At 68.4% G+C, this 23,406-nt stretch carries 28 protein-coding genes; 6 read left to right on the top strand and 22 right to left on the bottom strand.

Annotated elements, in window-relative coordinates:
- Window positions 1-6: 6 nt before the first annotated feature.
- The 4 genes from BCM27_RS10960 to BCM27_RS10945 form a co-directional block, all read right to left on the bottom strand.
- The gene (locus BCM27_RS10960) at window positions 7-858 is read right to left on the bottom strand and encodes a phosphatidate cytidylyltransferase (protein WP_004572275.1); all 852 of its coding nucleotides are present in this window, start codon (window positions 856-858) and stop codon (window positions 7-9) included.
- Complete coding sequence (gene frr, locus BCM27_RS10955) at window positions 855-1,412, bottom strand: ribosome recycling factor (protein WP_004572276.1); 558 nt, start codon at window positions 1,410-1,412, stop codon at window positions 855-857. Before frr ends, BCM27_RS10960 begins: the two co-directional genes overlap by 4 nt.
- A gap of 57 nt (window positions 1,413-1,469) precedes the next feature.
- Window positions 1,470-2,204, bottom strand: a complete 735-nt coding sequence (pyrH, locus tag BCM27_RS10950) for a UMP kinase (RefSeq protein WP_004572277.1) — start codon at window positions 2,202-2,204, stop codon at window positions 1,470-1,472.
- 101 nt (window positions 2,205-2,305) lie between these two features.
- Window positions 2,306-3,337, bottom strand: a complete 1,032-nt coding sequence (locus BCM27_RS10945) for an alpha/beta hydrolase (protein ID WP_004572278.1) — start codon at window positions 3,335-3,337, stop codon at window positions 2,306-2,308.
- A 303-nt stretch (window positions 3,338-3,640) separates the two neighbouring features.
- Between BCM27_RS10945 and BCM27_RS10940 the strand changes: the two genes are divergently transcribed.
- Window positions 3,641-5,062 carry a condensation domain-containing protein gene (locus BCM27_RS10940; protein ID WP_004572279.1) on the top strand — a complete coding sequence of 474 codons (1,422 nt, stop codon included), beginning with the start codon at window positions 3,641-3,643 and terminating at the stop codon, window positions 5,060-5,062.
- Between the two features lie 95 nt (window positions 5,063-5,157).
- The gene (locus BCM27_RS10935; protein ID WP_081486963.1) at window positions 5,158-6,744 is read left to right on the top strand and encodes an MFS transporter; all 1,587 of its coding nucleotides are present in this window, start codon (window positions 5,158-5,160) and stop codon (window positions 6,742-6,744) included.
- A gap of 54 nt (window positions 6,745-6,798) precedes the next feature.
- Here the strand turns inward: BCM27_RS10935 and tsf are convergent, their stop codons facing one another.
- Complete coding sequence (gene tsf, locus BCM27_RS10930) at window positions 6,799-7,623, bottom strand: translation elongation factor Ts (RefSeq protein WP_004572281.1); 825 nt, start codon at window positions 7,621-7,623, stop codon at window positions 6,799-6,801.
- A gap of 56 nt (window positions 7,624-7,679) precedes the next feature.
- A complete protein-coding gene (gene rpsB, locus BCM27_RS10925) occupies window positions 7,680-8,501 on the bottom strand; it encodes a 30S ribosomal protein S2 (protein WP_004572282.1) in 822 nt (273 codons plus the stop codon).
- Between the two features lie 357 nt (window positions 8,502-8,858).
- Between rpsB and BCM27_RS10920 the strand changes: the two genes are divergently transcribed.
- On the top strand, window positions 8,859-9,344 hold the full coding sequence (locus BCM27_RS10920; protein WP_004572283.1) for a M23 family metallopeptidase: 486 nt from the start codon (window positions 8,859-8,861) through the stop codon (window positions 9,342-9,344).
- Between the two features lie 25 nt (window positions 9,345-9,369).
- Here the strand turns inward: BCM27_RS10920 and BCM27_RS10915 are convergent, their stop codons facing one another.
- Entirely contained in the window at window positions 9,370-10,254 is an 885-nt protein-coding gene (locus BCM27_RS10915) for a tyrosine recombinase XerC (protein WP_004572284.1), read from the bottom strand.
- 86 nt (window positions 10,255-10,340) lie between these two features.
- Window positions 10,341-11,207, bottom strand: coding sequence for a siderophore-interacting protein (locus tag BCM27_RS10910; protein WP_004572285.1), 867 nt, complete (start codon window positions 11,205-11,207; stop codon window positions 10,341-10,343).
- A 174-nt stretch (window positions 11,208-11,381) separates the two neighbouring features.
- Here BCM27_RS10910 and BCM27_RS10905 point away from each other — a divergent pair, with 174 nt between their 5' ends.
- Entirely contained in the window at window positions 11,382-11,960 is a 579-nt protein-coding gene (locus tag BCM27_RS10905) for a TetR/AcrR family transcriptional regulator (protein WP_004572286.1), read from the top strand.
- A 2-nt stretch (window positions 11,961-11,962) separates the two neighbouring features.
- Here BCM27_RS10905 and dprA read toward each other — a convergent pair whose 3' ends face one another.
- Both dprA and BCM27_RS10895 read right to left on the bottom strand, forming a co-directional pair.
- Window positions 11,963-13,105 carry a DNA-processing protein DprA gene (gene dprA / locus BCM27_RS10900; protein ID WP_004572287.1) on the bottom strand — a complete coding sequence of 381 codons (1,143 nt, stop codon included), beginning with the start codon at window positions 13,103-13,105 and terminating at the stop codon, window positions 11,963-11,965.
- Window positions 13,102-14,610 carry a YifB family Mg chelatase-like AAA ATPase gene (locus BCM27_RS10895; RefSeq protein ID WP_004572288.1) on the bottom strand — a complete coding sequence of 503 codons (1,509 nt, stop codon included), beginning with the start codon at window positions 14,608-14,610 and terminating at the stop codon, window positions 13,102-13,104. Before BCM27_RS10895 ends, dprA begins: the two co-directional genes overlap by 4 nt.
- A gap of 122 nt (window positions 14,611-14,732) precedes the next feature.
- Here BCM27_RS10895 and bluB point away from each other — a divergent pair, with 122 nt between their 5' ends.
- The gene (bluB, locus tag BCM27_RS10890) at window positions 14,733-15,371 is read left to right on the top strand and encodes a 5,6-dimethylbenzimidazole synthase (protein ID WP_004572289.1); all 639 of its coding nucleotides are present in this window, start codon (window positions 14,733-14,735) and stop codon (window positions 15,369-15,371) included.
- A 98-nt stretch (window positions 15,372-15,469) separates the two neighbouring features.
- Complete coding sequence (locus tag BCM27_RS10885; RefSeq protein ID WP_004572290.1) at window positions 15,470-16,810, top strand: DUF4185 domain-containing protein; 1,341 nt, start codon at window positions 15,470-15,472, stop codon at window positions 16,808-16,810.
- Between the two features lie 6 nt (window positions 16,811-16,816).
- Here the strand turns inward: BCM27_RS10885 and BCM27_RS10880 are convergent, their stop codons facing one another.
- The 12 genes from BCM27_RS10880 to rpsP all read right to left on the bottom strand — a co-directional run bounded on the left by BCM27_RS10880 (window position 16,817) and on the right by rpsP (window position 23,406).
- A complete protein-coding gene (locus tag BCM27_RS10880) occupies window positions 16,817-17,221 on the bottom strand; it encodes a YraN family protein (RefSeq protein WP_004572291.1) in 405 nt (134 codons plus the stop codon).
- 102 nt (window positions 17,222-17,323) lie between these two features.
- On the bottom strand, window positions 17,324-17,635 hold the full coding sequence (locus BCM27_RS10875) for a DUF2469 domain-containing protein (protein WP_004572292.1): 312 nt from the start codon (window positions 17,633-17,635) through the stop codon (window positions 17,324-17,326).
- Complete coding sequence (locus tag BCM27_RS10870) at window positions 17,632-18,321, bottom strand: ribonuclease HII (protein ID WP_004572293.1); 690 nt, start codon at window positions 18,319-18,321, stop codon at window positions 17,632-17,634. Before BCM27_RS10870 ends, BCM27_RS10875 begins: the two co-directional genes overlap by 4 nt.
- A gap of 10 nt (window positions 18,322-18,331) precedes the next feature.
- Entirely contained in the window at window positions 18,332-19,186 is an 855-nt protein-coding gene (gene lepB / locus BCM27_RS10865; protein ID WP_004572294.1) for a signal peptidase I, read from the bottom strand.
- 18 nt (window positions 19,187-19,204) lie between these two features.
- On the bottom strand, window positions 19,205-19,546 hold the full coding sequence (rplS, locus tag BCM27_RS10860) for a 50S ribosomal protein L19 (RefSeq protein ID WP_004572295.1): 342 nt from the start codon (window positions 19,544-19,546) through the stop codon (window positions 19,205-19,207).
- 208 nt (window positions 19,547-19,754) lie between these two features.
- Complete coding sequence (locus BCM27_RS10855; RefSeq protein ID WP_004572296.1) at window positions 19,755-20,726, bottom strand: hypothetical protein; 972 nt, start codon at window positions 20,724-20,726, stop codon at window positions 19,755-19,757.
- Window positions 20,723-21,079 carry a hypothetical protein gene (locus BCM27_RS10850; protein ID WP_004572297.1) on the bottom strand — a complete coding sequence of 119 codons (357 nt, stop codon included), beginning with the start codon at window positions 21,077-21,079 and terminating at the stop codon, window positions 20,723-20,725. The genes BCM27_RS10855 and BCM27_RS10850 overlap by 4 nt, the downstream gene beginning before the upstream one ends.
- Window positions 21,066-21,410: a YbaB/EbfC family nucleoid-associated protein gene (locus BCM27_RS10845; protein ID WP_004572298.1), complete on the bottom strand. Its 345-nt coding sequence runs from the start codon at window positions 21,408-21,410 to the stop codon at window positions 21,066-21,068. The genes BCM27_RS10850 and BCM27_RS10845 overlap by 14 nt, the downstream gene beginning before the upstream one ends.
- Window positions 21,411-21,450: 40 nt before the next feature.
- On the bottom strand, window positions 21,451-22,170 hold the full coding sequence (gene trmD / locus BCM27_RS10840; RefSeq protein WP_004572299.1) for a tRNA (guanosine(37)-N1)-methyltransferase TrmD: 720 nt from the start codon (window positions 22,168-22,170) through the stop codon (window positions 21,451-21,453).
- Window positions 22,170-22,703 carry a ribosome maturation factor RimM gene (gene rimM, locus BCM27_RS10835; RefSeq protein ID WP_004572300.1) on the bottom strand — a complete coding sequence of 178 codons (534 nt, stop codon included), beginning with the start codon at window positions 22,701-22,703 and terminating at the stop codon, window positions 22,170-22,172. The genes trmD and rimM overlap by 1 nt, the downstream gene beginning before the upstream one ends.
- A gap of 26 nt (window positions 22,704-22,729) precedes the next feature.
- Complete coding sequence (locus tag BCM27_RS10830; protein WP_004572301.1) at window positions 22,730-22,972, bottom strand: RNA-binding protein; 243 nt, start codon at window positions 22,970-22,972, stop codon at window positions 22,730-22,732.
- The gene (gene rpsP / locus BCM27_RS10825; RefSeq protein ID WP_004572302.1) at window positions 22,969-23,406 is read right to left on the bottom strand and encodes a 30S ribosomal protein S16; all 438 of its coding nucleotides are present in this window, start codon (window positions 23,404-23,406) and stop codon (window positions 22,969-22,971) included. Before rpsP ends, BCM27_RS10830 begins: the two co-directional genes overlap by 4 nt.

The following is a 23,406-nucleotide window of genomic DNA, read 5'->3' as shown; positions in this document are numbered from 1 at the left end:
GCCCGGTCAGAGCAATCCGGTCAGCACGACCCACACCACGAACGCCGACGGCAGCAGGCTGTCGAGCCGGTCCATGATCCCGCCGTGCCCGGGCAGCAGCGTGCCCATGTCCTTGATCCCGAGGTCGCGCTTCACCTGCGACTCGACCAGGTCGCCGAGGGTCGCACAGACAACCAGGACCGGTCCGAGGATGATGCCGATCCACCAGTGGCTCCCGAGCAGATACACCACGCAGCCGACGGCACCGACCGTGCCGACGACCAGCGACCCCACCATGCCTTCCCAGGACTTCTTCGGGCTGATGGCCGGCGCCATCGGGTGTTTGCCGAACAGCACGCCCGCGGCGTAACCGCCGACATCGGAGCACACCACGACCACCATCAGCGTGGCGACCCGCGCGGCTCCGTCGTCCTGCACCACCAGATGTGCGCCGAAGGAGGCGAGCAGCGGCAGCCACGCGAGCACGAAGACGGTGACCGCGAGGTCGCGCAGGTAGTTGACCGGCGCATGGTTGATGCCCTGCCCGAGGAGCTTCCACACCATGGCCACCAGCACCGTCGCGACGAACGCGACGAGCGCGCCGGTCGGACCCCAGGGCCAGCTCGCCCAGATGATGGCCTGCCCGCCGATGAGCAGCGGCCAGAGCGCGACCTCGTAACCCCCGGTGCGGAGGCGTTTGACGACCTCCCAGGTGGCGATCGCGAAGGCAACCGCCACGAGGCCGTACCAGACCTTCGGCACGAAGATCAGGATCGCGATGATGCTGATGCCGAGTGTGCCGCCGACCGCGATGGCGGCCGGCAGGTCGCGCCCCGCACGCGACTTCTTCTCACCGCCTCGTTGCGGAACCTCGTTCACACCTCGAGCAATTCGTCTTCTTTGTGCTTGACCAGCTCGTCGATCTGATGCACGTAGGTCGCCGTGGTCTTGTCCAGTTCCTTCTCGGCGCGGGTGACCTCGTCCTCGCCGGCCTCGCCGTCCTTCTGGATGCGCTTGAGCTCGTCGGCGGCCTTGCGGCGCACGTTGCGGATCGCGACCTTCGCATCCTCACCCTTGCCCTTGGCCTGCTTGACGAGGTCGCGGCGCCGCTCCTCGGTGAGCTGCGGGACGGCCACCCGGATGATCGTGCCGTCGTTGGTCGGATTCACCCCGAGATCGGAGTTGCGGATCGCGGTCTCGATGTCGCGCAGCGTGGACGCCTCGTACGGCTTGATCACGACGAGGCGCGGTTCGGGCGTGTTGATGCTGGCGACCTGCGTGACGGGGGTCAACGAGCCGTAGTACTCGATGTTGACCTTGTTGAACATGGCCGGGTTGGCGCGCCCGGTCCGGATCGAACCCATGTCCTCCTTGGCGACGTTGACCGCCTTCTCCATCTTCTCCTCGGCGTCGAGCAACGCGTCGTCGATCATGTTCGTCCTTGTTCCGTTCGGTCGGGGTTCTCGTCGATCTCGGGGTGGGGCGTCGGGTCAGGTGCTGACCAGGGTGCCGATGCGATCGCCTGCGACCGCACGGGCGATATTGCCCTGTTGGAGCAAATTGAACACCAAGATCGGCATCTTGTTGTCCATACACAGGCTGAAGGCCGTCGCGTCGGCGACCTTGAGTTCCTTGTCGAGCACCTCGCGATGGGTGATCTCGGTGAAGAGGGTGGCATCGGGGTTGGTGCGCGGGTCGGCGTCGTACACACCGTCGACCGCCTTGGCCATCAGGACCACCTCGGCCTTGATCTCCAGCGCGCGCTGGGCGGCGGTGGTGTCGGTGGAGAAGTACGGCATGCCCATGCCGGCGCCGAAGATGACCACGCGCCCCTTCTCCAGATGCCGCTGCGCGCGCAGCGGCAGATACGGCTCGGCGACCTGTCCCATCGTGATGGCTGTCTGCACGCGGGTCGAGACTCCCCGCTTCTCCAGGAAGTCCTGCAGTGCAAGGCAATTCATGACCGTGCCGAGCATGCCCATGTAGTCCGAGCGGCTCCGGTCGAGGCCTCGTTGCTGCAGCTCGGCGCCGCGGAAGAAGTTTCCGCCGCCGATCACGACAGCGACCTGGACACCGGAATTGACGACGTCGGCGATCTGGTCGGCGACGGTGCCCACGACGTCGGGATCGAGCCCGACCTCGCCGCCACCGAACATCTCGCCGCCCAACTTCAGCAAGACCCTACGGAATCCATCCCGCCGGATGGGGTCGGACGCTTCACTCATCGGCTTCCTCACTCGTCGGTTCGGTGAACTATCGTACGTCGTCACCGGAACCGACCCGCGACACGCGTCGTGCGCGCCTCGGGAAACCGCCTCGCGCGAGGTCAGCCGCGCAGCGCCGCCTCGAACTGCGGCCAGGCGCGATGCAGTTCGTCCTGCCAGTACGGCCACGCATGCGTGCCGCCCTCGTAGAGGTGGAACGTCGCAGGCACACCGATGTCGCGCATCCGGCGCTGGAGATTCCGCGTGCACTGGGCCGTGGCGGTCTCGATCACCGCCCCGACCGCGATCTGGTCGAACAGCTTGGAGCCGTTGCCGTCGATGCCGGGGCCGTCGAGGGTGTCGTACCGTCCCGGCATCCCGGACCCGTTCGAGACATAGATCGACATCCCCCGGAACGCCTCGGCATGCAGATAGGGGTCGTTGGCACGCCAGGCGGGATCGTCGGGGGGTCCCCACATGTTCAGGGTGTTGGCGCCGCCACGCCCCTCGACGACCATCCGGACGACAGCCTGGCCGAGCGGATCGCTGGTCTGGGCGCAGCCGCTGAACGAGCCGATCGCCCGGTACACCGACGGCGCGTGCAAGGCCAACTGGAACACCGACGTGCCCGCCATCGAGATCCCGGCGATCGCGTTGCGCCCAGTGCCGCCGAATCGGTCGTCGATCGTCCCGGGCAGTTCCTCGGTGAGGAAGGTCGCCCATTTCTGCCTCCCCAACACGGGATCGGGGCGGTGCCAGTCGGTGAAGTAGCTCGCCGCACCGCCCATCGGGACGACGACGTTGACGTTCTCGTCGGCGAAGAAGGTCCGGATGTCGGTCCGGTCGAACCAACTGCTCCCACCTTCGCCGCCGGCCGCGCCGTTGAGGAGATAGAGCGTCGGCGCGGGCCGGTTCCCGCGGGCGGGCCACACCTTGACCGGGACCACCCGGCGCATCGCCGCCGACCGGACGGCGACGTCGATCTCACCACCGCGTTGAACCGTCTCGCCGACGATGCGAGCGGGCGCGGGTGTCGCGGCGGCGGGCACCGCCAGCCCGAGAGTCGCAGCGACCAGCGCGATCACGAGCACGGCCGGTCGCACCGGCGTGTGCCGGTGCCGTGGTCGGTCCTCGTTGACAGACCCGTCGTCCATACCCCTCGCCTTCATTCGGGTGCGACCGGCGTCACACGCGCAACCCCGGCAGTGTGCCCGACGCACCGCCCGATGTCCACATGGGTCAATCGTCCAGCACCGCAACGGCATTCGATGACACAGAGATACACGAACCGATACACCGTCTCATCGCATCGAGGTTGTCCCGTTTCCCCGACCGTCGAGGTTACCGTGCGGTAGGGTGCGTCCCGGTCGGCCGCTCCACCGTCCGGGAGACCTCGGACGCCTCTCGAGCGAGCGGTCGCCGGATCCACTTTCCCACAGGCGAATCGAGGAACACACATGATGAAGTTCGGCCTCATCGAGCAATGGGAGCCCCGTCCCGGTCACCTGACCAGCTGGGTCGCCTCCCTCGCTTCGGTGACGAATGCCGATCGGGCTCCTGTGCATCCCTCCCCGCCGTCCCACCAGCAGGAGGAGTACCTGCGGGTGGCGTGGCGCAACGAGTCCGCGGGGTTCCGCTTCGCGCGGCTCTGCCTGATGGCCTTCGACGTCTCGGCACCGCTCGACGTGTCCGCGATGACGAAGGCGGTCAACGAGTTCGTGAAGCGCCACGACAGTTTTCGGTCCTGGTTCTCGATGGAGGACGACGGTTCGGTCCTCCGCCATCTCGTGCCCCCGGAGGTCGTCGAACTGGTTCCGGTCGCACACGGCGACCGCGACGCGTCGCAACTGCGGACGCACGTGCAGGACGAGACCTCCGGGCCGTTCAACTGGGACTGTTTCACCTTCGGGGCCATCGAGTGGGAGGGCGGGTTCACCCTCTACGCCGCGGCCGACCATCTCAACACCGACGGGATCTCCCAGGCCATCACCTGCGTGGACCTGTTGACGCTCTACATGAACGAGGCCTTCGGCGGCGATGCCGAGCTGCCCCCGGTCGGCAGCTACCTCGACTACTGCGTGCGCGAGCGCGCCGTGTCGCGCCGGCTGACCCGCCGATCACCGCACGTCCAGCGCTGGATCGACCTGGTGCAGGCCAACGGTGGGCACCTGCCCGGCTTCCCGCTGCCGCTCGGCACCGGCGCGCAGACCTACACCCGCAGCGCAATCGTGAACTCGACCCTGTTCGACGAGCTCACGGCCGCGCGATTCGAGCAGATCTGTCGCGATCTGGGCGCCAACATGATCGCCGGGATCATGACGGCGGCCGCCCTCGTGTATGCCGAGTTCACCGGTCGGACCGAGTATTTCGGGATGACCCCGAAGAGCACGAGATCGGGTGCCGCGGAACTGAAGTCGGTGGGCTGGTTCACGAGCCTGATCCCCGTTCCGCTCACCGTCGGCGACGACACCACGTTCCGCTCCCTCGCGCCGGCGGCCGCGCGTAGCTACGAATCCGGAAAAGAGCTGACCGACATCTCGTTTCACCGGGTGCTCGAACTCGTGGAACCCGGTGACGAGATCGCGGTCCGGTCCGGCTGGGCGGTACCGATGGTGTCCTACATCGACGTCCGCAAACTGCCCGGCGTCGAGATCTTCGAGGCCGGGAACGGGTGCCTCTTCGGCAATCGCGGGAGCAGCGAAGAGGTGTACATGTGGGTCAACCGGTTCTCCGGCCAGACCTCGATCACGTTGCTGTACCCCGACACCGAGATCGCGCACGACTCCGTGGCGCAGTACGTCGAACGATTCGTCGCGGTGATGTCGGCGGTCGCCGACCTCGGCGATTACCGACCATCGCTGCCGGCTCTCGCTCCGTGACCGCCGGTCCCGCGGCGGGCCGGGAGACCGCCGGCGCTCTGCGCGATCGTCCGGGCGCATGGGCGGCCCTCGCGGGATGCCTGCTCGGTGTGTTCATGCAGATGCTGGACACCACCATCGTCAACATCGCTCTGCCCGATCTCGCACGGGATCTCGGTGCGTCGACCTCGCAGCAACTCCTGGTGCTGACCGTGTACACGCTGTCGTTCGCCTGCACCCTGCTGACCGCGGCAACGCTCGGGGCGCGAGTCGGACGCCGCCGGATGTTCGTCGCCGGGATGGTGGCGTTCACGCTGACCTCGGTCCTGTGCGGGGTGGCGACCGGCCCTGGTGAGCTCATCGCCCTCCGCGGGATACAAGGCGTCAGTGCGGCGCTCATGTCCGCACAGACCCTGGCGCTCATCGCGGCCCTGTTCGACAAGAGGCGTCACGGACTCGTCTTCGGCGTCTACGGGGCCGTCGCCGGTCTCGCCGCCATCCTCGGTCCGGTGATCGGCGGCGTGCTCGTCGACGCCGACGTCCTCGGATGGGGCTGGCGCGCGATCTTTTTCGTCAACGTCCCGCTCGGCCTGCTCTCCTGTCTGCTCGCCCACCGCCGCCTACCCGACGCGCGCGAGCCGGCGCCGGGACGCGTGGACGTCCCGGGCGTGGTTCTGTCGGCGACGGCGCTGTTCCTGCTGCTGTACCCACTGGCCCTCGGACGCGAGATGGGGTGGCCCCCGATCCTGTGGATGATGATCGGGGCAGCCGGAGTCCTGTTGGCGCTGTTCGCCCTTCACGAGGTGCGCGTCGACGCCCGCGGTGGCACTCCCCTGTTGCGACCACAGCTGTTCGCCTCGCGCCGGTTCGCGGTCGGACTTCTCCTGTCCCTCGTGTTCTTCAGCGTGTTCGCGGGATTTTTCTTCACCGTGTCGATCTCGGCCCAGTTCGGACTCGGCTACTCGGCGTTCCGAACCGGGATGCTGGCCCTGCCCTTCGCGATCGGCGCCGCCGTCGGCTCGCTCTGCTCGCCCCGGGTGGTTGCCCGGTTCACGGCTCCGTTCACTCTGACGACCGGATCCGTCGCCGTCGGAGCCGGATTCGTCTGGCTCGCGATGATCATCGAACCGGCAGCGGAGAGCTTGCCGATGCCCGGGATTCTCGGTCCCCTCGTACTCGGCGGCGTGGGCACGGGTCTGTTCATCGCACCACTGCAGGCGGCGATCCTCTCCGACACGACCGAGGCCACGGTGGGCACAGCAACCGGGACGATCCCCACGGTCCAGCAGATCGGCGCCTCGCTCGGTCTGGCGGTCGTCACCCTCTTCTTCTTCGGCCAGGTGGCCGGCCAGACAACCGAGACGGTTCCGGCCGTGCGAGCCGAACTCGTTGCCTCGCTGTCGGAGTCACCCGTTCAGCCGATGCTCCACGAGGCGGTCGCCGACCGTTTCGCCTCCTGCGCGAGCGATCAGCTGCGGTCCGCTCATCCGGAGCGACCGGCGCCCGCCTGCGCAGGCGGACCGACGTCGCCGGCGGTCGCCGCGGTCGCCGCGCAAGCCCGACCCTGGACCCAGGATGCGGCGCGGTCGGTGACCGCCCGGACGTTCCTGGCCGCGCTGCAGACGACCCTGGTGACATTGGGCCTCGTCGCCATGGCGATCGCGGCACTCACGATTGCTCTGCGGACACGACAGACCCCGTGAACGCACATCGCCCCGTCTCCTCGACGGAGACGGGGCGATGTGGAGCGAGTTCGATCAGGCCTGGCCGACCTCGAACCGGGTGAAGCCCTTGATGGTCACGCCGGCCTCGTCGAGCAGTGCCTTCACGGTCTTCTTGGAGTCCTGCACCGACGACTGGTCGAGCAGCACGACATCCTTGTAGAAGCCGTTGACGCGACCCTCCACGATCTTGGGCAGAGCCTGCTCCGGCTTGCCCTCCTCCTTGGCGGTCTGCTCGGCGATACGACGCTCGTTCTCGACGACGTCCGCGGGAACCTCGTCACGAGTGGCGTAGCGCGCCTTCAGAGCAGCGACCTGCATCGCGGCGCCGCGAGCGGCCTCTTCGGCACCCTCGCCCTCACCGGTGTAGGACACGAGCACACCGACCGCCGGGGGCAGATCGGAGGCACGCTTGTGCAGGTACACGGCCACCGGGCCGTCGTAGTACGCCACGCGACGGAGCTCGAGCTTCTCGCCGATCTTGGCCGAGAGGGCGGCGACCGCTTCGTCGACGGTGCCGTCGCCGAGCGGAGCCTTCTTCAGTTCGTCGAGATCGTTCGTCTTGGCCGCGGCCGCCGCGTTCACGATGTCGTCGGCGAGCTGCTGGAACTCACCGTTCTTCGCGACGAAGTCGGTCTCGGAGTTGATCTCGATGAGCGCGCCGTCCTTGGCCGCGACCAGGCCCTCGGCGGTGGAACGCTCAGCGCGCTTGCCCACGTCCTTGGCACCCTTGATGCGCAGCTCTTCCACGGCCTTGTCGAAATCGCCGTCGTTGTTGGCCAGCGCGTTCTTGCAGTCGAGCATTCCAGAGCCGGTGAGCTCACGGAGACGCTTCACATCAGCTGCGGTGTAGTTCGCCATCGTCGGCGAGCCTCCTTCGGGAAGTGTGTTGGGACCGGACTGCAGAGCAGTCGGGACTACTGAGCGGCCGGTGCGTCGGTCGCGGCGTCGCCGCCTGTCGGCGCGGCAGCCTGGGTCAGCAGTTCCTGCTCCCACTCTGCCAGGGGCTCGCCGCCGCCGGCCTCGGGCTTGGCGTCGCCACTGGCGGCACCGGCACGGGCCTGGACACCCTCGGCCACGGCCGAGGCCACGACACGGGTGAGCAGCGCGGCGCTGCGGATGGCGTCGTCGTTGCCCGGGATCGGGTAGTCGACGAGGTCGGGATCGCAGTTGGTGTCGAGGATCGCGATGACCGGGATGTTCAGCTTGCGCGCCTCACCGACGGCGATGTGCTCTTTGTTGGTGTCGACGACCCACACGGCCGAGGGGACCTTGGCCATGTCACGGATACCGCCGAGCGTGCGCTCGAGCTTGTTCTTCTCACGCGTGAGCATGAGGATTTCCTTCTTGGTGCGACCCTCGAAGCCACCGGTCTGCTCCATGGTCTCGAGTTCCTTCAGGCGCTGCAGGCGCTTGTGGACGGTCGAGAAGTTGGTGAGCATGCCACCGAGCCAGCGCTGGTTGACGTACGGCATGCCGACACGGGTCGCCTCCGCGGCGATCGACTCCTGCGCCTGCTTCTTGGTGCCGACGAAGAGGATGGTGCCACCGTGGGCGACCGTCTCCTTGACGAACTCGTACGCCTTGTCGATGTAGGTCAGCGTCTGCTGCAAATCGATGATGTAGATGCCGTTGCGGTCGGTGAAGATGAATCGCTTCATCTTCGGGTTCCAACGGCGGGTCTGGTGCCCGAAGTGTGCGCCGCTGTCAAGCAGCTGCTTCATGGTCACGACAGCCATGATCGTCCTTTTCTCGCAGTTGTCGTCGGCACCGTCGGTACCGACCCTGGCGCCTGCGGCCGAGTGCCACCCGGGACGGCATGGACCGTTCCGGGACTGCTCACTTGGCGTGTGTTTTCTCGACTGTGCTGGTCAGGGCGTCGAAGCCGCTGAGCAACACGGAACCGAATGCAGGCGCGCGAAGTCACCTCATCAACGATCGATGAGGTGCGGTGAGAAGTTTACGCCGCCGCGGAAGGAACACCAAAACGCCTTCGCCCACGTCGGAGTGCGAATCCGGCACCGGTGCACCGACCGGCGGATCCCGCACGGCCTCTGCTGCGTCCAATCCAGGTGCCATTTCCTTCACCGCGTGTCGTGGCCACGCTCGTGCTCGCCGCCCTCTGGTGTGCCGGTCCGATCGCCACTGCCTCCACCGACGGGGTGTACTCGGCCCCGCTGACACCTCGGCCGACCGTGGTGACGGCCTTCGACGAACCGGAGAAACGCTGGCAGCGGGGGCACCGGGGCGTCGACCTCGCCGCCGGGCCCGGACAGGCCGTCCGCGCGGCCGGTGCCGGGCGGGTGCGGTTCGCGGGAACGGTCGTGGGACGGCCGGTCGTCTCGGTGGCGCATCCCGACGGTGTGATCACGACGTACGAGCCGGTGGAGGCCCGCGTCGCGGCGGGTGACCACGTCTCTCGTGGCGAGATCATCGGGACGGTGATCGGCGGGCATCCGGGCTGCCCGGTGGTCGTCTGCCTGCACTGGGGAGCTCGGCGCGGCAGCGGCCGCGGGTCGGACTACATGGACCCGCTGGGACTGCTCGGCGCGGTCCGAGTCCGACTCAAACCGGTTGGATGACCGACGGGCGCGCCGCCCGGAGTCCTCAGGCCCGCGGGTGCGCCTGACGATGGACGGCGCGCAGGCGCTCGACGCTCACATGGGTGTAGATCTGTGTCGTCGCGAGCGACGAGTGCCCGAGCAGTTCCTGGACGACGCGCAGGTCGGCACCGCCCTCGAGCAGGTGTGTGGCGGCGCTGTGGCGGAGCCCGTGCGGTCCGGTCGCCGGCCCGCCGCTCGCGTGGACCGCCCGTGCCACGACCGAGCGCGCCATCCGCTGGTCCAACCGGCCCCCGCGGGCACCGAGGAGCAGCGCCGCCCCCGAGGCGTCGGTCACCAGGGCCGGGCGTCCGGTCCGGAGCCAGTCGTCGATCGCGCGCGCGGCCGGCTCGCCGTAGGGCACCGACCGTTCCTTGTCGCCTTTGCCGATCACGCGCACCACCCGCCGGTCGGCATCGACGTCACCGACGTCCAGCCCGCACAGCTCCCCCACGCGAACCCCGCTCGCGTACAACAGCTCCAGGATCACCCGGTCGCGTAGTGCGATCGGGTCGTCGGCCGCTCGGTCCACGCCGGTGGCCGCGATCGCGGCTTCGGCCTGGGCGGGGGCCAGGACCGCGGGCAGGGTCCGGTGCGCCTTGGGCGCCTTCAGTCGCTGCGACGGGTCGGTGGCCAGGTAGCCCTCGCGGACCGCCCACGCGCAGAAGGTCTTCGCCGCCGAGACCTGTCGGGCGACGGTCGTCCGCGCAGCGCCACGACGGGTCAGTTCGGCGAGCCAGGCCCGCAGCAGTGCGAGGTCGATGGCGCCGACCTCGATCCCCCGGGCACCGGCGAACGAGACAAGCGCACGAGCACCACCGACGTAGGCACGGATCGTGTGCTCACTGCGCCCTTTCTCGAGGCGCAGGTGGTCGGCGAAGTCGTCGAGCATGGTCACGACCTCACCGTGTCGGGCAGCCGGGCGCAACAGCACACGCGGCGTCGTGGCCGAATCGGTGCCACGATGGTCGGTTCGCGTCAGCCCTGGGCGCCGACACCCTCTTCCTCGGCACGCAGGTCGGCCTTCCACTGCCGGAAGCCCTCCTCGGTCCGTCCGCGCCGCCAGTAGCCGGAGATCGACGCGTTCGCCGCCCCCACTCCGCGTTCCTTGCGGACATAGGCCCGCAGGTTGTGCATGACCGCCTGCGCCTCACCGTGGATGAACACGTGCGGCTCGCCGTCGAGCCATTCCGCCGCGCGGACCGCCTCGATCAGCGGGGCGTTGTCGCCGGCGAGTGAGTCGCCCACCTCGCCCGCGGGTCCGCCGCGATGCACCCAGGAGATCTCCGCCCCGACCGGCGCCCGGAGTTCGAGCTCGTCCTCGGGACCGGCCACCTCGATGAAGACCTTGGCGACGGCGTCGGCGGGCAGCGCCTCCAGTGCGGCCGCCACCGCAGGGAGTCCGGCCTCATCACAGGCCAGCAGGTGCCAGGGAGCGTCGGTCCGCGGGCGGTAACCGCTGCCCGGGCCGATGAACCGGATCGTCTCCCCCGGCTGGACCGACGCCGCCCAGGGGCCGGCGATGCCCTCGCTGCCGTGGACGACGAAGTCGACGACGAGCTCGCGGGCCGCCGCATCCACGCGGCGGACGGTGTAGGTCCGCAGCACCGGTTGGCGTTCCGCCGGCTCGGCGGAACGGATCTCCTGGAGATCGAACGGCTCCGGGTAGGTGACACCCGGCGGCGCGAAGACGAACTTCACGTACATGTCGGTGTCGGGCTCCCCGGACTTCCCCAGCGCCGGCTGGAAGTCGTCGAATCCTTCTCCACCCAGGAACAGGCGCACGAAGTGCGGACTGATCCGCTCGCTCCGCAGCACCGTCATCGTGTTCACGCGTTTCGCCATCGAACCTCCCTTTCAGGCGTCAACCCTACGCCTTCCAGATTAGGTGACCCTTAGCTTTAGTCGAGCGAACCACCCATCCGCGGTTGTAAGGTTTCTCTTCGATCGAGCGATGTGTATCTGAGACTTTGCCATTACTAAAATCAGACGTCGCGAGACCCGACCAGAGGTGACTCCATGCCGGATCAGCCCGTGGATCAATCCACCCCGCGCCGCGGCTCGCGGTTGAGCGTGGACGACTGGCTGGAGGCCGCGACCCAGATCTTGGTCGACGACGGCATCGATGCACTGAAGATCTCGCGTCTGAGCGCGCGTCTCGGTGTGACCAAGGGCAGTTTCTACTGGCATTTCACCGATATCGGGGCATTGAAGGCCGCGCTCGCGGAACACTGTCGGCGGGCTCAGTCGGCGGCAGCCGATCGGATCGAGGCGCTCGAAGCCCTACCACCGGTCGAACGGCTGGAAGGGATGGCACGCCTGCTGTCCGACCCGCGCCGCTGGGCGATGGAGTCGGCTCTGCGCCGGTGGGCCGACACCGACGCTTCGATCGCGGACTCGGTCGACCAGCTCGACTGCCGGATCTTCTCGATCGCGATCTCGGCGATGCGCGAGCTCGGCTTCTCGGAGGCCGAGACACACGCTCGGGCCACGACGTTGCTGTACGCGGGCATCGGCTATGTCCACGCGCACGGCCGGTTGAACGAGGCGACCGCCGACGATCTGCGCGTCATCATCGACGTCCTCACCCGCCGCTGAGCTCACGCCAGCCGCCATCGTCCATCGACGTTCTGCACATACCCCCTGATGTCGAGGTGCGCCAACGCCGACCGGACCGCCCCGATGTCGAGACCCGCGGCGAAGGCGATCTCGTCGATCCCCACGGCGCCGCGGCCGGGAATGGCGTCGTGGACACGCAGTTGCTCGGCGTCGAGTCCGTCCGTCGGCTTCGTGCGACCGCGGCCGATGTCGCCCCCTCCGTCGGGGCGCACCAGGTTGACGATCGAGGCGACGTCGGAGACCAGCACCGCGAGGTCGTCGGCGATCATGCGGTGGCAGCCGACCGAGGTCGCCGAGGTGACCGGGCCGGGCACCGCGCCCAGCGGCCGCCCGAGCTTGCGCGCCCACGCGGCGGTGTTCGCCGCGCCGGACCGTCGCCCGGCCTCGACCACCACGGTCGCACCGCTCATCGCCGCCACGAGACGGTTCCGGGTGAGGAACCGATGTTTGGCGGCCGTCGTCCCCGGCGGATACTCGCTGATCACCGCACCCGTGCGCGCGATCGCGGTCAGCAGAGCCGAGTGCGACGCCGGATAGTCCCGGTCGATGCCGCACGCCATCACCGCCGCGGTCACTCCACCCGCCGCGACCACCGCACGGTGGGCGGCGCCATCGATGCCGAACGCACCCCCGGACAGCACCGCGAAACCTTCCCCTGACAGTCCCGACGCGAGTGTCTGCGTGACGTGTTCGCCATAGGCCGACGCGGCGCGGGACCCGATCAGCGCCACCGACGCGGCGGCGAGATCGTCGAGGCGCGCGGGACCGCGCACCCACAGGGCGAGCGGTTCGCCCCCACGCGCCGCTGTGTCTGCCTGTCCCAGTGCCAGCATCGACCAGGCAGGCCATTCCGGGTCGGCGCGGGTCACCAACCGAGCGCCGATCCGGTCGGCGGTGTCGAGGTCGTCTCTCGCACAGTCGGAATCACACCGGGCCGCGGTCGCGGCGAGCACCGCGTCGTGACTCCCGGGCACGGTGCGTCGACGAATCGCCGATGCGGCCTCGACCGGACCGATGTCGTCGACGAGCGCGATGAGCGCGGCACACGGCGGTTCGGCCACCCGCGCCAGATAAGCCCACGCGATCGATTCGGGAGAACGGGACTCCGACGGATGGGCGGTCACCAGGTCGCTCCTCGGTCTCGGTACAGAAGCGCCTGCGCGACATCGTCTTCCACGGGACGACCCGTACCGCGCAGATCACAGAGGGTCCACGCCAGGCGCAGCGCGCGATCGGCACCGCGAGCCGTCACGCGGCCGTCGCGCAGGAACAATTCGATGGGCCGCAACACGTCCGGCGGCAGTCGGAACCGCTGTCGCAGCGCGGACCCGGGGACCTCGGCATTGGTGCGCCACCCGAACTCCGCCCACCGGTCGATCGCGGTGGCGCGCGCAGTGGTCACGCGGGCCCGGACATCGGCGCTGGACTCCCCCGCACCGCTCATCAGGGCCGTGTTTCCCGGCGGATCCATGCGTACGCGGATGTCCACGCGGTCCAGCAGTGGCCCCGACAGCTTGCCCAGATAGCGTCGTCGGACGACGGCCGAGCACACACAATCCACGTCGTGGGCGGGCGCACACGGACACGGGTTCGCCGCCAGGATCAGCTGGAACCTGGAGGGGTAGACCGCCACGCCGTCTCGTCGCGGCACCCGGACCTCACCGTCCTCGAGGGGTTCTCGAAGCGACTCCAGGGATTTGACACTCATCTCGGCGCACTCGTCGAGGAACAACACCCCTCGGTGTGCCTTGGACACCGCACCCGGACGCGCGAAACCCGTACCCCCTCCGAGCAGGGCTGTGGTCGTCGAACTGTGATGCGGGGCGATGAACGGTGGCTCGGTGATCAGCGGACGCCCGGGCGACAACTCGCCCACCAGAGAATGGATGGCCGTCACCTCCAGGGAATCCTCGAGGCCCAGCGGCGGGAGAATACCCGGCAACCGCCGCGCCAACATCGTCTTGCCGATCCCCGGCGATCCGGTCATCAACACGTGATGCGCTCCGGCCGCGGCGATCTCGAGCGCATGCCGGGCCTCCTGCTGCCCCACGACGTCGGCCATGTCCGGGATCGGCGGCGGCTTCGTCGTCGTCGCCTCGTGCACGGTGTCGAGCACGTGGTCACCGGCCAGCCACTGCGTCACCTCCTTGAGACTCGTCGCACCACCGACGTCCATCCCCACGACCAGCGCCGCCTCGGCGACCGTCTCGATCGGCACGACCGCCCGGCAGTAGCCCGCCTGCCGCGCCGCGATCACCGCCGGCAGGACTCCGCGGATCGGCCGCACGTTGCCGTCCAGACCGAGTTCGCCCAAGAAGATCGTCGATGACAGCCTCTCCGCCGACACCTGTTGGGTGGCAGCCAGGATCGCGACGGCCATCGACAGATCGAACCCCGAACCGATCTTCGGTATGTCGGCCGGCGACAGAGCCACCGTCACCTTCAACTCGGGAAAACTGAACCCGGAGTTCTTGATCGCGGCCCGCACCCGGTCCCGCGCCTCTCGCACCGACGGATCCGGGTTGCCGGTCACCGCGAATCCCGGCAACCCCGAACTGACACTCGCCTGCACGTCGACGACGCTTGCGGCAAAGGCATTGAGCCCCACCGCCTGTGTTTGCCCCAGCATGAGCACAGTCTCGGCGGTGACGCGCGTGGCGGGCGGCGCCGAACCGCTCAGACAACCGATCTGTGGATGACCCCGCGGTTGTGCACCGCCGTTCACAGCGGCCCGACTAGGCTCGACCATCGATGAGCGACAAAACTTTCGACGATGAGTTCGTCGGCGATCTCGACCGACTACTTCGATGGCGGCGCGACGTCCGTCGCTTCCGCCGCGAACCACTCGAACCCCACGTGCTTCCCGAGATCCTCGAGGCGGCCGAATTGGCACCGTCCGTGGGCAACAGTCAGCCGTGGCGCTGGGTCGAGGTGCGGTCCGCCGAAGCCCGACAATCGGTGCGCGACAGCTTCACTCGCTGCAACGCCGACGCGCTGGACGGTTATACGGGCGAACGCGCACAGCTGTATTCGTCGCTCAAGCTCTCCGGTCTGGATGACGCTCCCGTCCACCTCGCCGTGTTCTGCGAACCCGCTGTCGAGCAGGGCCGGGGACTCGGCCGACAAACAGTGCCCGAGACGCTGGAGTATTCGGTCGTCACCGCGATCTCCACACTCTGGCTCGCGGCGCGGGCGCGGGGCGTCGGTGTCGGGTGGGTGTCGATCATCGAACCCGACCGGGTTACCACGGCACTCGACGTACCGTCTTCCTGGAAGTTGGTCGCCTATCTGTGCATCGGCCACCCTGCCCACGACTCGGAGACGCCGGAACTCGAGCGTGTCGGTTGGCAGTCACGGACGGGTTACCAGGAGCGGTTCTTCGTGCGCTGACACCAGATCGTGACCCTCGGACTGCGCGATCCGACGGTAACTCCAGTAACAATAGTCACGTCATTCACTTCTGCCACAAAAGTAACTGGAGGACGCGCGTGTCGAGCCGTCTCACCACGAGTGTCCGGCTGGCGCTCGCCGGGGTCATCGCGTTCAGCGGTACCGCAATCGCCCTGACGACCGGCGCCGGCGTCGCGCACGCTGCACCCTGTGGCAACGCGAGCACCGGATCGAGCTTTCTCGGCTTCGGATCCAGCGGTTCGAGCGGATCGAGCGGATCGGCAGGCTCCTCCGGCAGCTCGAACATCCCGAATCCGGGTCCGCAGGCCCCGCTCGTGCCCTACGTCGGCGCCAAGTCCCGCACCGTCGGCTGGGTGACGGGCCCGCTCAGCGCCAACCGGACGTTCAGCCGGTTCGGCATCGGCGGCACCGACCTAGGCGTCGCCTGGGACAACGGGCGCGGCCAGACCCTGATGGCGTTCGGGGACACGTTCGGCAACTGCAACGCCCCGAGACAGCAGTGGCGTCACAACGTGCTGCTGCGCACCGACGACGACAACCTCGCCAACGGGCTGTCCGTTCCCGACGGCCGGGCCGGCGACGTGACGTCCGGTTCGGTCATCGCGCCCGGACAACCGAACTACGCGCAGGAACTCATCCCGTCGGTCGGCATCTCCAACGTCGAGGTCACGACCATCCCGACCGCGGCCATCTCCCTCCCATACGGTGACGGCTTCCGCCAGTACATCAACTACATGTCGGTGCGATCGTGGGGATCGCCGGGCAACTGGGTCACCAACTTCTCGGCGATCGCCCATTCCGACGACAACGGCCAGACCTGGGTCACCGACCAGGACACGATCCTCGTCAACGCGCCGGTCTCGCTCCGACTCCCCGGCGAGTTCCGTCCGGTGGAGTTCAACAACGGCAAGTTCCAGCAGAACGCCTACGTCCGCGGTCGGCCCGGGACGCCCGAAGCGGACTACGTCTACCAGTACGGCACGCCGAACGGCCGCTTCGGCGCCGCGTTCCTCGCACGGTTCAAGCCGGCCGACATCCTGAAACTCGACGCCTACGAGTACTGGGCGGGAACCAGCCGGGGGTGGGTGGACGACATCGCCGCCATCCCCGACGACGGCTCCGCGGTGGTCGTCCGACAGCCGGTCACCGAACTCTCGGTCGCCTGGAGCCCATACCTCGAGAAATACATCATGCTCGCCGGCGACAACGACATCACGCTGCGCACCTCCGACCATCCCGAAGGACCGTGGAGCGCTCCGAAAACCATCGTGCCCCGCGGCGCACTGGTGCTGTACGGGCCGATGATGCTGCCGAACTCCCCTGCCTTGCAGAGTGACTCGAAGGACCTGTACTTCAATGCGTCGCGGTGGAGCGACTACAACGTGATGCTGATCCGCACGGACCTGAGCAAACTCTGACGCACCTCACACGTACACGCCTCGGTGATGCCGCACCCGCGCGCGAGCCAGATCATCGGGCGTGGCCTGATCGAGCCGCACGCTGACGACGTCGAACCGGATCTGCGACCACCGGCGGTCCTGCGCGGCCAGCCACAACCGGGCGAGTCGACGCATCCGGGTGAGCTTGGTCGGCGTCACCGCCATGACCGGATCATCGTAGGTGCGGCTCGCTCGCGTCTTGACCTCGACGATCACCAGGATCGACCCATCGCACGCAACGAGATCGAGCTCGCCATATCTGGTACGCCAATTGCGATCCAGGACAACCCAACCCAGCGACGTCGCGTAGTCCGCGGCCACGTCCTCGCCGAGTCGGCCGATGTGGCCACGTCGATCGGGGCAGGGATGTCCGCGCGGTTCAGAACTCATGCCGATCAGCTTCGCGCAGAACCGCTTTCGCCGACCCCTCGAGAGCGAGCAACGCCCTGATCTGTGGAGGATCAGGGCGTTGTCAACAGGCTTCGATCTCGATCAGGGCTCGTCGGGCAGGCGGAGTTCCGACTTCTCCAGCTCTTCGATGTTGACGTCCTTGAACGTGATCACGCGAACCTGTTTGACGAAACGCGCGGGCCGGTACATGTCCCACACCCACGCATCGCTCATGCGGAGTTCGAAGTAGACCTCGCCGTCGGTGTTGCGCGGGATCATCTCGACCGCGTTGGCGAGGTAGAAGCGCCGCTCTGTCTCCACCACATACGTGAACTGCCCGACGATGTCCTTGTACTCGCGGTACAGAGAGAGTTCCATCTCGGTTTCGTACTTCTCGAGATCCTCAGCACTCATCCTGTCAGCCTATCCCTGTTGTCGTTTGCGCTGGTGACCACACGTGCCGCGACATTACGGTACGACATGCGGTGTTGGGGTGAGGGGCCTGCCGCGTCGATGCGCGACATGTGCAGCGCCGTGCTGTAGCCCTTGTGGATGGCGAAGTCGTAGCCGGGCAGGTCGTCGTCCATCGCGACCATGATGCGGTCTCGGGTGACCTTGGCGATGATGCTGGCGGCGGCGATGCACGCGGCCGCCCCGTCTCCCCCGATCACCGGCAGTGACGGCGCGGTCAGTCCCGGCACCGCGAAGCCGTCGGACAATACGTATCCGGGTTTCACGTCGAGCGCCGCCACCGCACGTCGCATGCCCTCGATGTTGGCGACGTGGATCCCGATGCGATCGATCTCCGCGGCCTCGATGACCACCGCGCTCCAGCTCTGGGCGTAGCGCGTCACCGAGCGGTACAAACCCTCGCGCGTGCGCTCGGAGAGACGCTTGGAATCGTCGAGTTCCGCCAGCGAGACGAGCTGCGTGGGTTTGAGCACACACGCCGCGACCACGAGCGGCCCGGCGCAGGCACCGCGACCGGCCTCGTCGACGCCGGCAACAGGTCCGAGGCCCTGGCGATGCAACGCGAATTCGAACGTCCGCAGCCCCGCGGCGCGGCGGACGGGAGAGCGCGGAGGCCATCGAGTCGTCACAGTGCACCCATCACTGCTGCGGATTGAACGAACCGACACCACCGATCCGCGAGAAGGGGTAGATGATGAAGCGCACCTTGCCGCGGATGTCACTGACTGGGACCGTGCCCTGATACTGGTCGTCCACGTGGTACCGGGAGTCCTGGGAGTTCAGCCGGTTGTCGCCCATCACCCACACGTTGCCCTCGGGGACCTTGATCGGACCGAAGTCCGGACCCAGACACGGCGGCACCTGGTTGCCCGGCCCGGCGACGCCGGGGCCGAACGAGGTGACCGTCTCCTCCTGGAGCTTCATGTCGATGTAGGGCTCACGCAGCGGTCGCCCGTCGACCTTGACGCCGACGCCCTCGTCGTTGCGACATTCGACGGTCTGACCACCGGTGGCGATGACGCGCTTGACGAGATTGTTCTCGTCCGGTGGCGCGAACCCGAACCACGAGAGGGCATCCTGCGCCTTGTGCATCACCGGGTTCGTCGACCGGGGTGACACCCAGGCGCCGTTCCACGACTCCGACGGACCCTTGAACACGACGACGTCACCGGGCTGCGGATCGCCGAACCGGTACGTCAGCTTGTCGATGACGATGCGGTCGTTGGTGCACCCGTCGCAGCCGATGAGCGTCGACTCCATCGACTCCGACGGGATCACGTACTGCCGACCGATGAAGGTCTGCAGAACCCAGGTGAGGAGCAGGACGCACCCCACGATGATCACGACTTCGCGTAGGAGCGAGCCCGATCCGGACTTACGCTTTCCGCGGTCGTCGGTGGGGTCGTCCCGGTCGGTCTTCAACCGCCACGGACGCTTGGCGTCCTCGTCGCGGTCACCGTCGGGTGCATCGTGGGGTCGCTGTGTGTCGGCCACCTCGTCAGGTTAGACGCGTCAGCGCTTTTCCTTGATCTTGGCTGCCTTGCCGCGCAGATCGCGCAGGTAGTACAGCTTGGCGCGACGGACGTCACCGCGGGTGAGGACGTCGATCTTGGCGATGTTCGGGCTGTGCACGGGGAAGGTGCGCTCGACGCCGACGCCGAAGGACACCTTGCGGACGGTGAAGGTCTCGCGCACGCCGCCGCCCTGGCGGCGGATGACGACACCCTTGAACACCTGCACGCGCTCCTTGCTGCCCTCGATGACCTTGACGTGGACGTCGAGGGTGTCGCCGGGGCCGAAGTCCGGCACGTCGTCGCGGAGGGACTGCTTGTCGAGGAAGTCGAGCGTGTTCATGTGTCGTGGTCCTTGTCTGGCGGGAAACGTTGAGCAGAGGAACCTGGCGGCCCGAGGGCTCGACCGGTTCGTGCTCCGAGTCGTTGGCGTCACTGTCGACGGTGTCACTGACATCGCGGTCATGGACGGCCCCGTGGCCGGGGCATCGTCGACAGGCAACCCGACTATTGTGCCAGAGACACCCCGAGCCGACGAAATCGCGGAGTGGCTATGCGCGCGGCCCGATGACCACGACGTCCTCGGCCTGTAGGGCGGAGATGGTGGCGGCGTCCATCGGGGTCGCCGCCGCGATCGCCCTGGGCGTGACACCGGCGTGCACCATGTGGTCGAGGATCGCGAGCTCCGGCGCCCGACCGTTGGCCGTGATCGCCTCGTCGTCGGCGAGCTCGACGCCGGCCCGCTGGTAGGGCTGCGGATCGTTCGTCCCCACGACGACCACCCGGGTACCGCGGTCACCGGTCCCCAACCCGACCGCCGTCCGGAACCACCCGGCGATCGACGACGGAACCGTTGTCTGCAATTTCTCGGCGCGGGTCCGCAGCCAGGTGAGATCGCTCGCGCCGACGCCGCTGTGGACGGCATGAGCCCGCCCACCGGCCAGACCCCCGACGCCGGCCGCCACCGCCCCTGCCGCGCCCATCGCCCCGAGCGGCATCATCGGCATCATGCCGCTCGTCGCCGCAGGCGCGCCGGCACTCTGACCCGCGTCCTCCGACCGTTCGGTGTGGTCGTCACCGGCGGCGGTGAGTGCCATCCGGCCCGCACCCGCGGCCTCCACCCGCCACGTGTCGTCTCCGACGGCGGCGTTCACCTCGGCCCGCCGCGCGTCGCGGTCGGCGATCAGCGCGATCACCGTCATCTGCTGTCGGGTATCGGCCACCGTCCGGGCATAGGCGTCCAACGACGTCCCCAGCGCACGGAGTCGTTCCGCCGCTCCGGGCAGGTCGGCGCCGGCAGTGCGCCCGAGCCCGCCCACGACGGCCTCATGGAACCGGCCTGCGGTCACGTCGCCGGCCGTGTACGACCCGATCGCCGACGTCACCGTCTCGGCGAGGCCGTCCAGCGTCGCGGCCAGCGCGCGGGCGCGCTGCGCCGAGTCGTGCAGGGCGACGGCGTCGGCGCTCGGCCACACCCCTGGTGCCAGCCCCTCCGCGATCCGCTCGGCCTCGCCCGGCGTCATCGCGCCGCGCTCCGGCCGAGATGCGCGGACGCGTCGGCGTCGGCGCCGACCAGTGCGTCGACGCCGGTCTCGAGGGCCCGACGGTGTTCTCCGAGTCGCTCCTCGGCGTCCCGCAGGGACGCGGCGACCTCCGTGGCCGCCGGCGCGAACCCCGTCCGGAATGCACCAGCCGCGCCATCGGCGCCCACCGCCGCATCGATGTCGAGAAGCAGCGTGGACAGTTCGCCGCGCACCGCCGCCAGCCCCTCGGCGGCCTGCGCAAGACGCAGCGCGAGGGCGACGGCCGCGGCGGGATCGGCGCTCACCCGGTGGGCGTGGTTCTGTCCTCCGGCGACCGGATCAGGATTCGTCATCGGCCATCACGCTCTCGAGGCGGATGTCGGCGTAGTCGATCGCCAGATCCGGTGCGCCGGAGAGCACTTCGGCGACACGGACGCGCAGGGCGGTGTCCGCCTCGGCGATCAGCGTGGTGAGCAGGGTCGACAACTGATCCGCGCGGTAGCGCCGCAGCGCGGCGGGTTCGATGATGATGTCCACCGCGAGCCCGCGTGCGTCGACCGTCACCGCGACGAGCCGGTCGTGACTGGTCGCCCGAGAGGTCAGCTGCGACAGAATCTTCCGGATGCGCTCGAGTTCGGTGCGCTGACGGTCGAGCTCGTCGACCATGGCCGAATACCCCTGCATCGTCCCCCGAACCCCCTGCGAGTCGACTCTCCGGCAGATCCTAGCCGGAATCGCCCGGATGGTCCGTGGCGGTGTCCACAGCGTCCGGAAGCAGGTCGGGGCGCCGCACACGCGTGCGCTCGAGGGCCTGCTCGGCACGCCAGCGGGCCACCTTCGCGTGGTCGCCGCTGAGCAACACGGGCGGGACGTCGAGGCCGCGCCAGCTCACCGGCCTCGTGTAGCTCGGACCTTCGAGGAGTCCGTCGGAGAAGGAATCCTCTTGATGCGACCGGGGATTGCCGAGCACGCCGTCGAGGAGACGCACGGTCGCCTCGATCATGGCCATGACCGCGACCTCTCCCCCGATGAGGACGAAGTCGCCCAGGGAGACCTCTTCGACGCGCACGCGTCGGGCGGCGTCGTCGAAGACGCGCTGGTCGATGCCCTCATACCGGCCGCAGGCGAACACCAGGTGCTTCTCGGCGCTCCAGCGACGCGCGGTCTCCTGGGTGAACGGCACACCGGCGGGCGTCGGCACGATCAGCAGGGCGTCGTCGGGGCACACCTCGTCGAGGCACGGTCCCCACACCTCGGGTTTCATGACCATCCCGGGTCCGCCGCCGTAGGGCGAGTCGTCCACGCTGCGGTGGACGTCGTGGGCCCAGTTTCGTAGATCATGGACCGCGACGCTGATCCGTCCGGCGTCGATCGCCTTGCCCAGCAGGGCGACTCGGAGCGGATCGAGGTACTCGGGAAAGATCGACACGACGTCGAGACGCATCAGGGCGCCTCGTCGAGCGAGTCCGGATTCAGCAGTCCGTCGGGTGGGTCGATCACGATGAGTTCGCGGCTGACGCCCGGCACGATCTCCCGCACGAACGGGACGAGCACCTCGCGGTCGTCGGTGGTCCGCACCGACAGCAGCTCACCGCCGGGCAGGTGCAGGACCGATTCGACGACGCCGACCGCGGAACCGTCGACGAGTTGTACGGGGACGCCCTCGAGTTCGTGGTCGTAGAACTCATCCGGGTCGTCGGACGGCTCGACCTGCGAGGAGTCGATGAGGAACAGCGTGCCGCGCAGGGCGTCGGCCGAATTCCGGTCGGCGACACCGGCCAGGGACACCAACAGCCGCCCGGAATGTTCCCGGGCGGCTGTGACGGTGAAGTCCCGCTCCCCGGCGCCGCGCGGCAGACGGCCACGCAGCACCGAGTTCGGTGCGAAACGCATCTCGGGCTCGTCCGTGCGGACGTCCACGACGAGTTCGCCACGGATTCCATGCGACTTGACCACACGGCCGACGACGAGATCCACGATGCGTTCGGTGTTCGGGTTCTCGGTCAGCGGTCGGTGTCGACGATGTCGACGCGCATCCCGCGTCCGCCGATTCCGGAGACCAGGGTCCGCAGTGCGGTCGCGGTCCGACCGTTGCGTCCGATCACCTTGCCGAGATCGTCGGGGTTCACGTGGACCTCGACGAGCCGGCCGCGGCGGCCGGTGACGAGGTCGACCCGGACGTCATCGGGGTTGGAGACGATTCCGCGGACGAGATGTTCGACCGCGTCGGCGACGACTGCGCTCACGCGTCACCCTCGGCGGCGGGCGCCTCGGCTGCCTCGTCGTCCTTCTTGGCGGCCTTCTTCTTCGGGGTGGTCGCGGCGGCGACGGGCTCGTTGTCGGCGGCGGCGAGCGCAGCGTTGAACAGGTCGAGCTTCGACGGCTTGGCCTCGGCGGTCTTCAGGGTGCCCTCGGCGCCCGGCAGGCCCTTGAACTTCTGCCAGTCACCGGTCACCTTGAGGATCGCGGCGACGGGCTCGGTCGGCTGCGCGCCGACTCCCAGCCAGTACTGTGCGCGCTCGGAGTCGACCTCGATCAGCGAGGGCTCTTCCTTCGGGTGGTACTTGCCGATGGTCTCGATGACCCGGCCGTTGCGGCGGGTGCGGGCATCGGCGACGACGATGCGGTACTGCGGGTTGCGGATCTTGCCGAGCCGCGTGAGCTTGATCTTGACAGCCAT

This window comes from Gordonia terrae (assembly GCF_001698225.1).
GTDB lineage: Bacteria > Actinomycetota > Actinomycetes > Mycobacteriales > Mycobacteriaceae > Gordonia > Gordonia terrae.
This window is presented reverse-complemented; position numbering and strand designations above follow the sequence as displayed.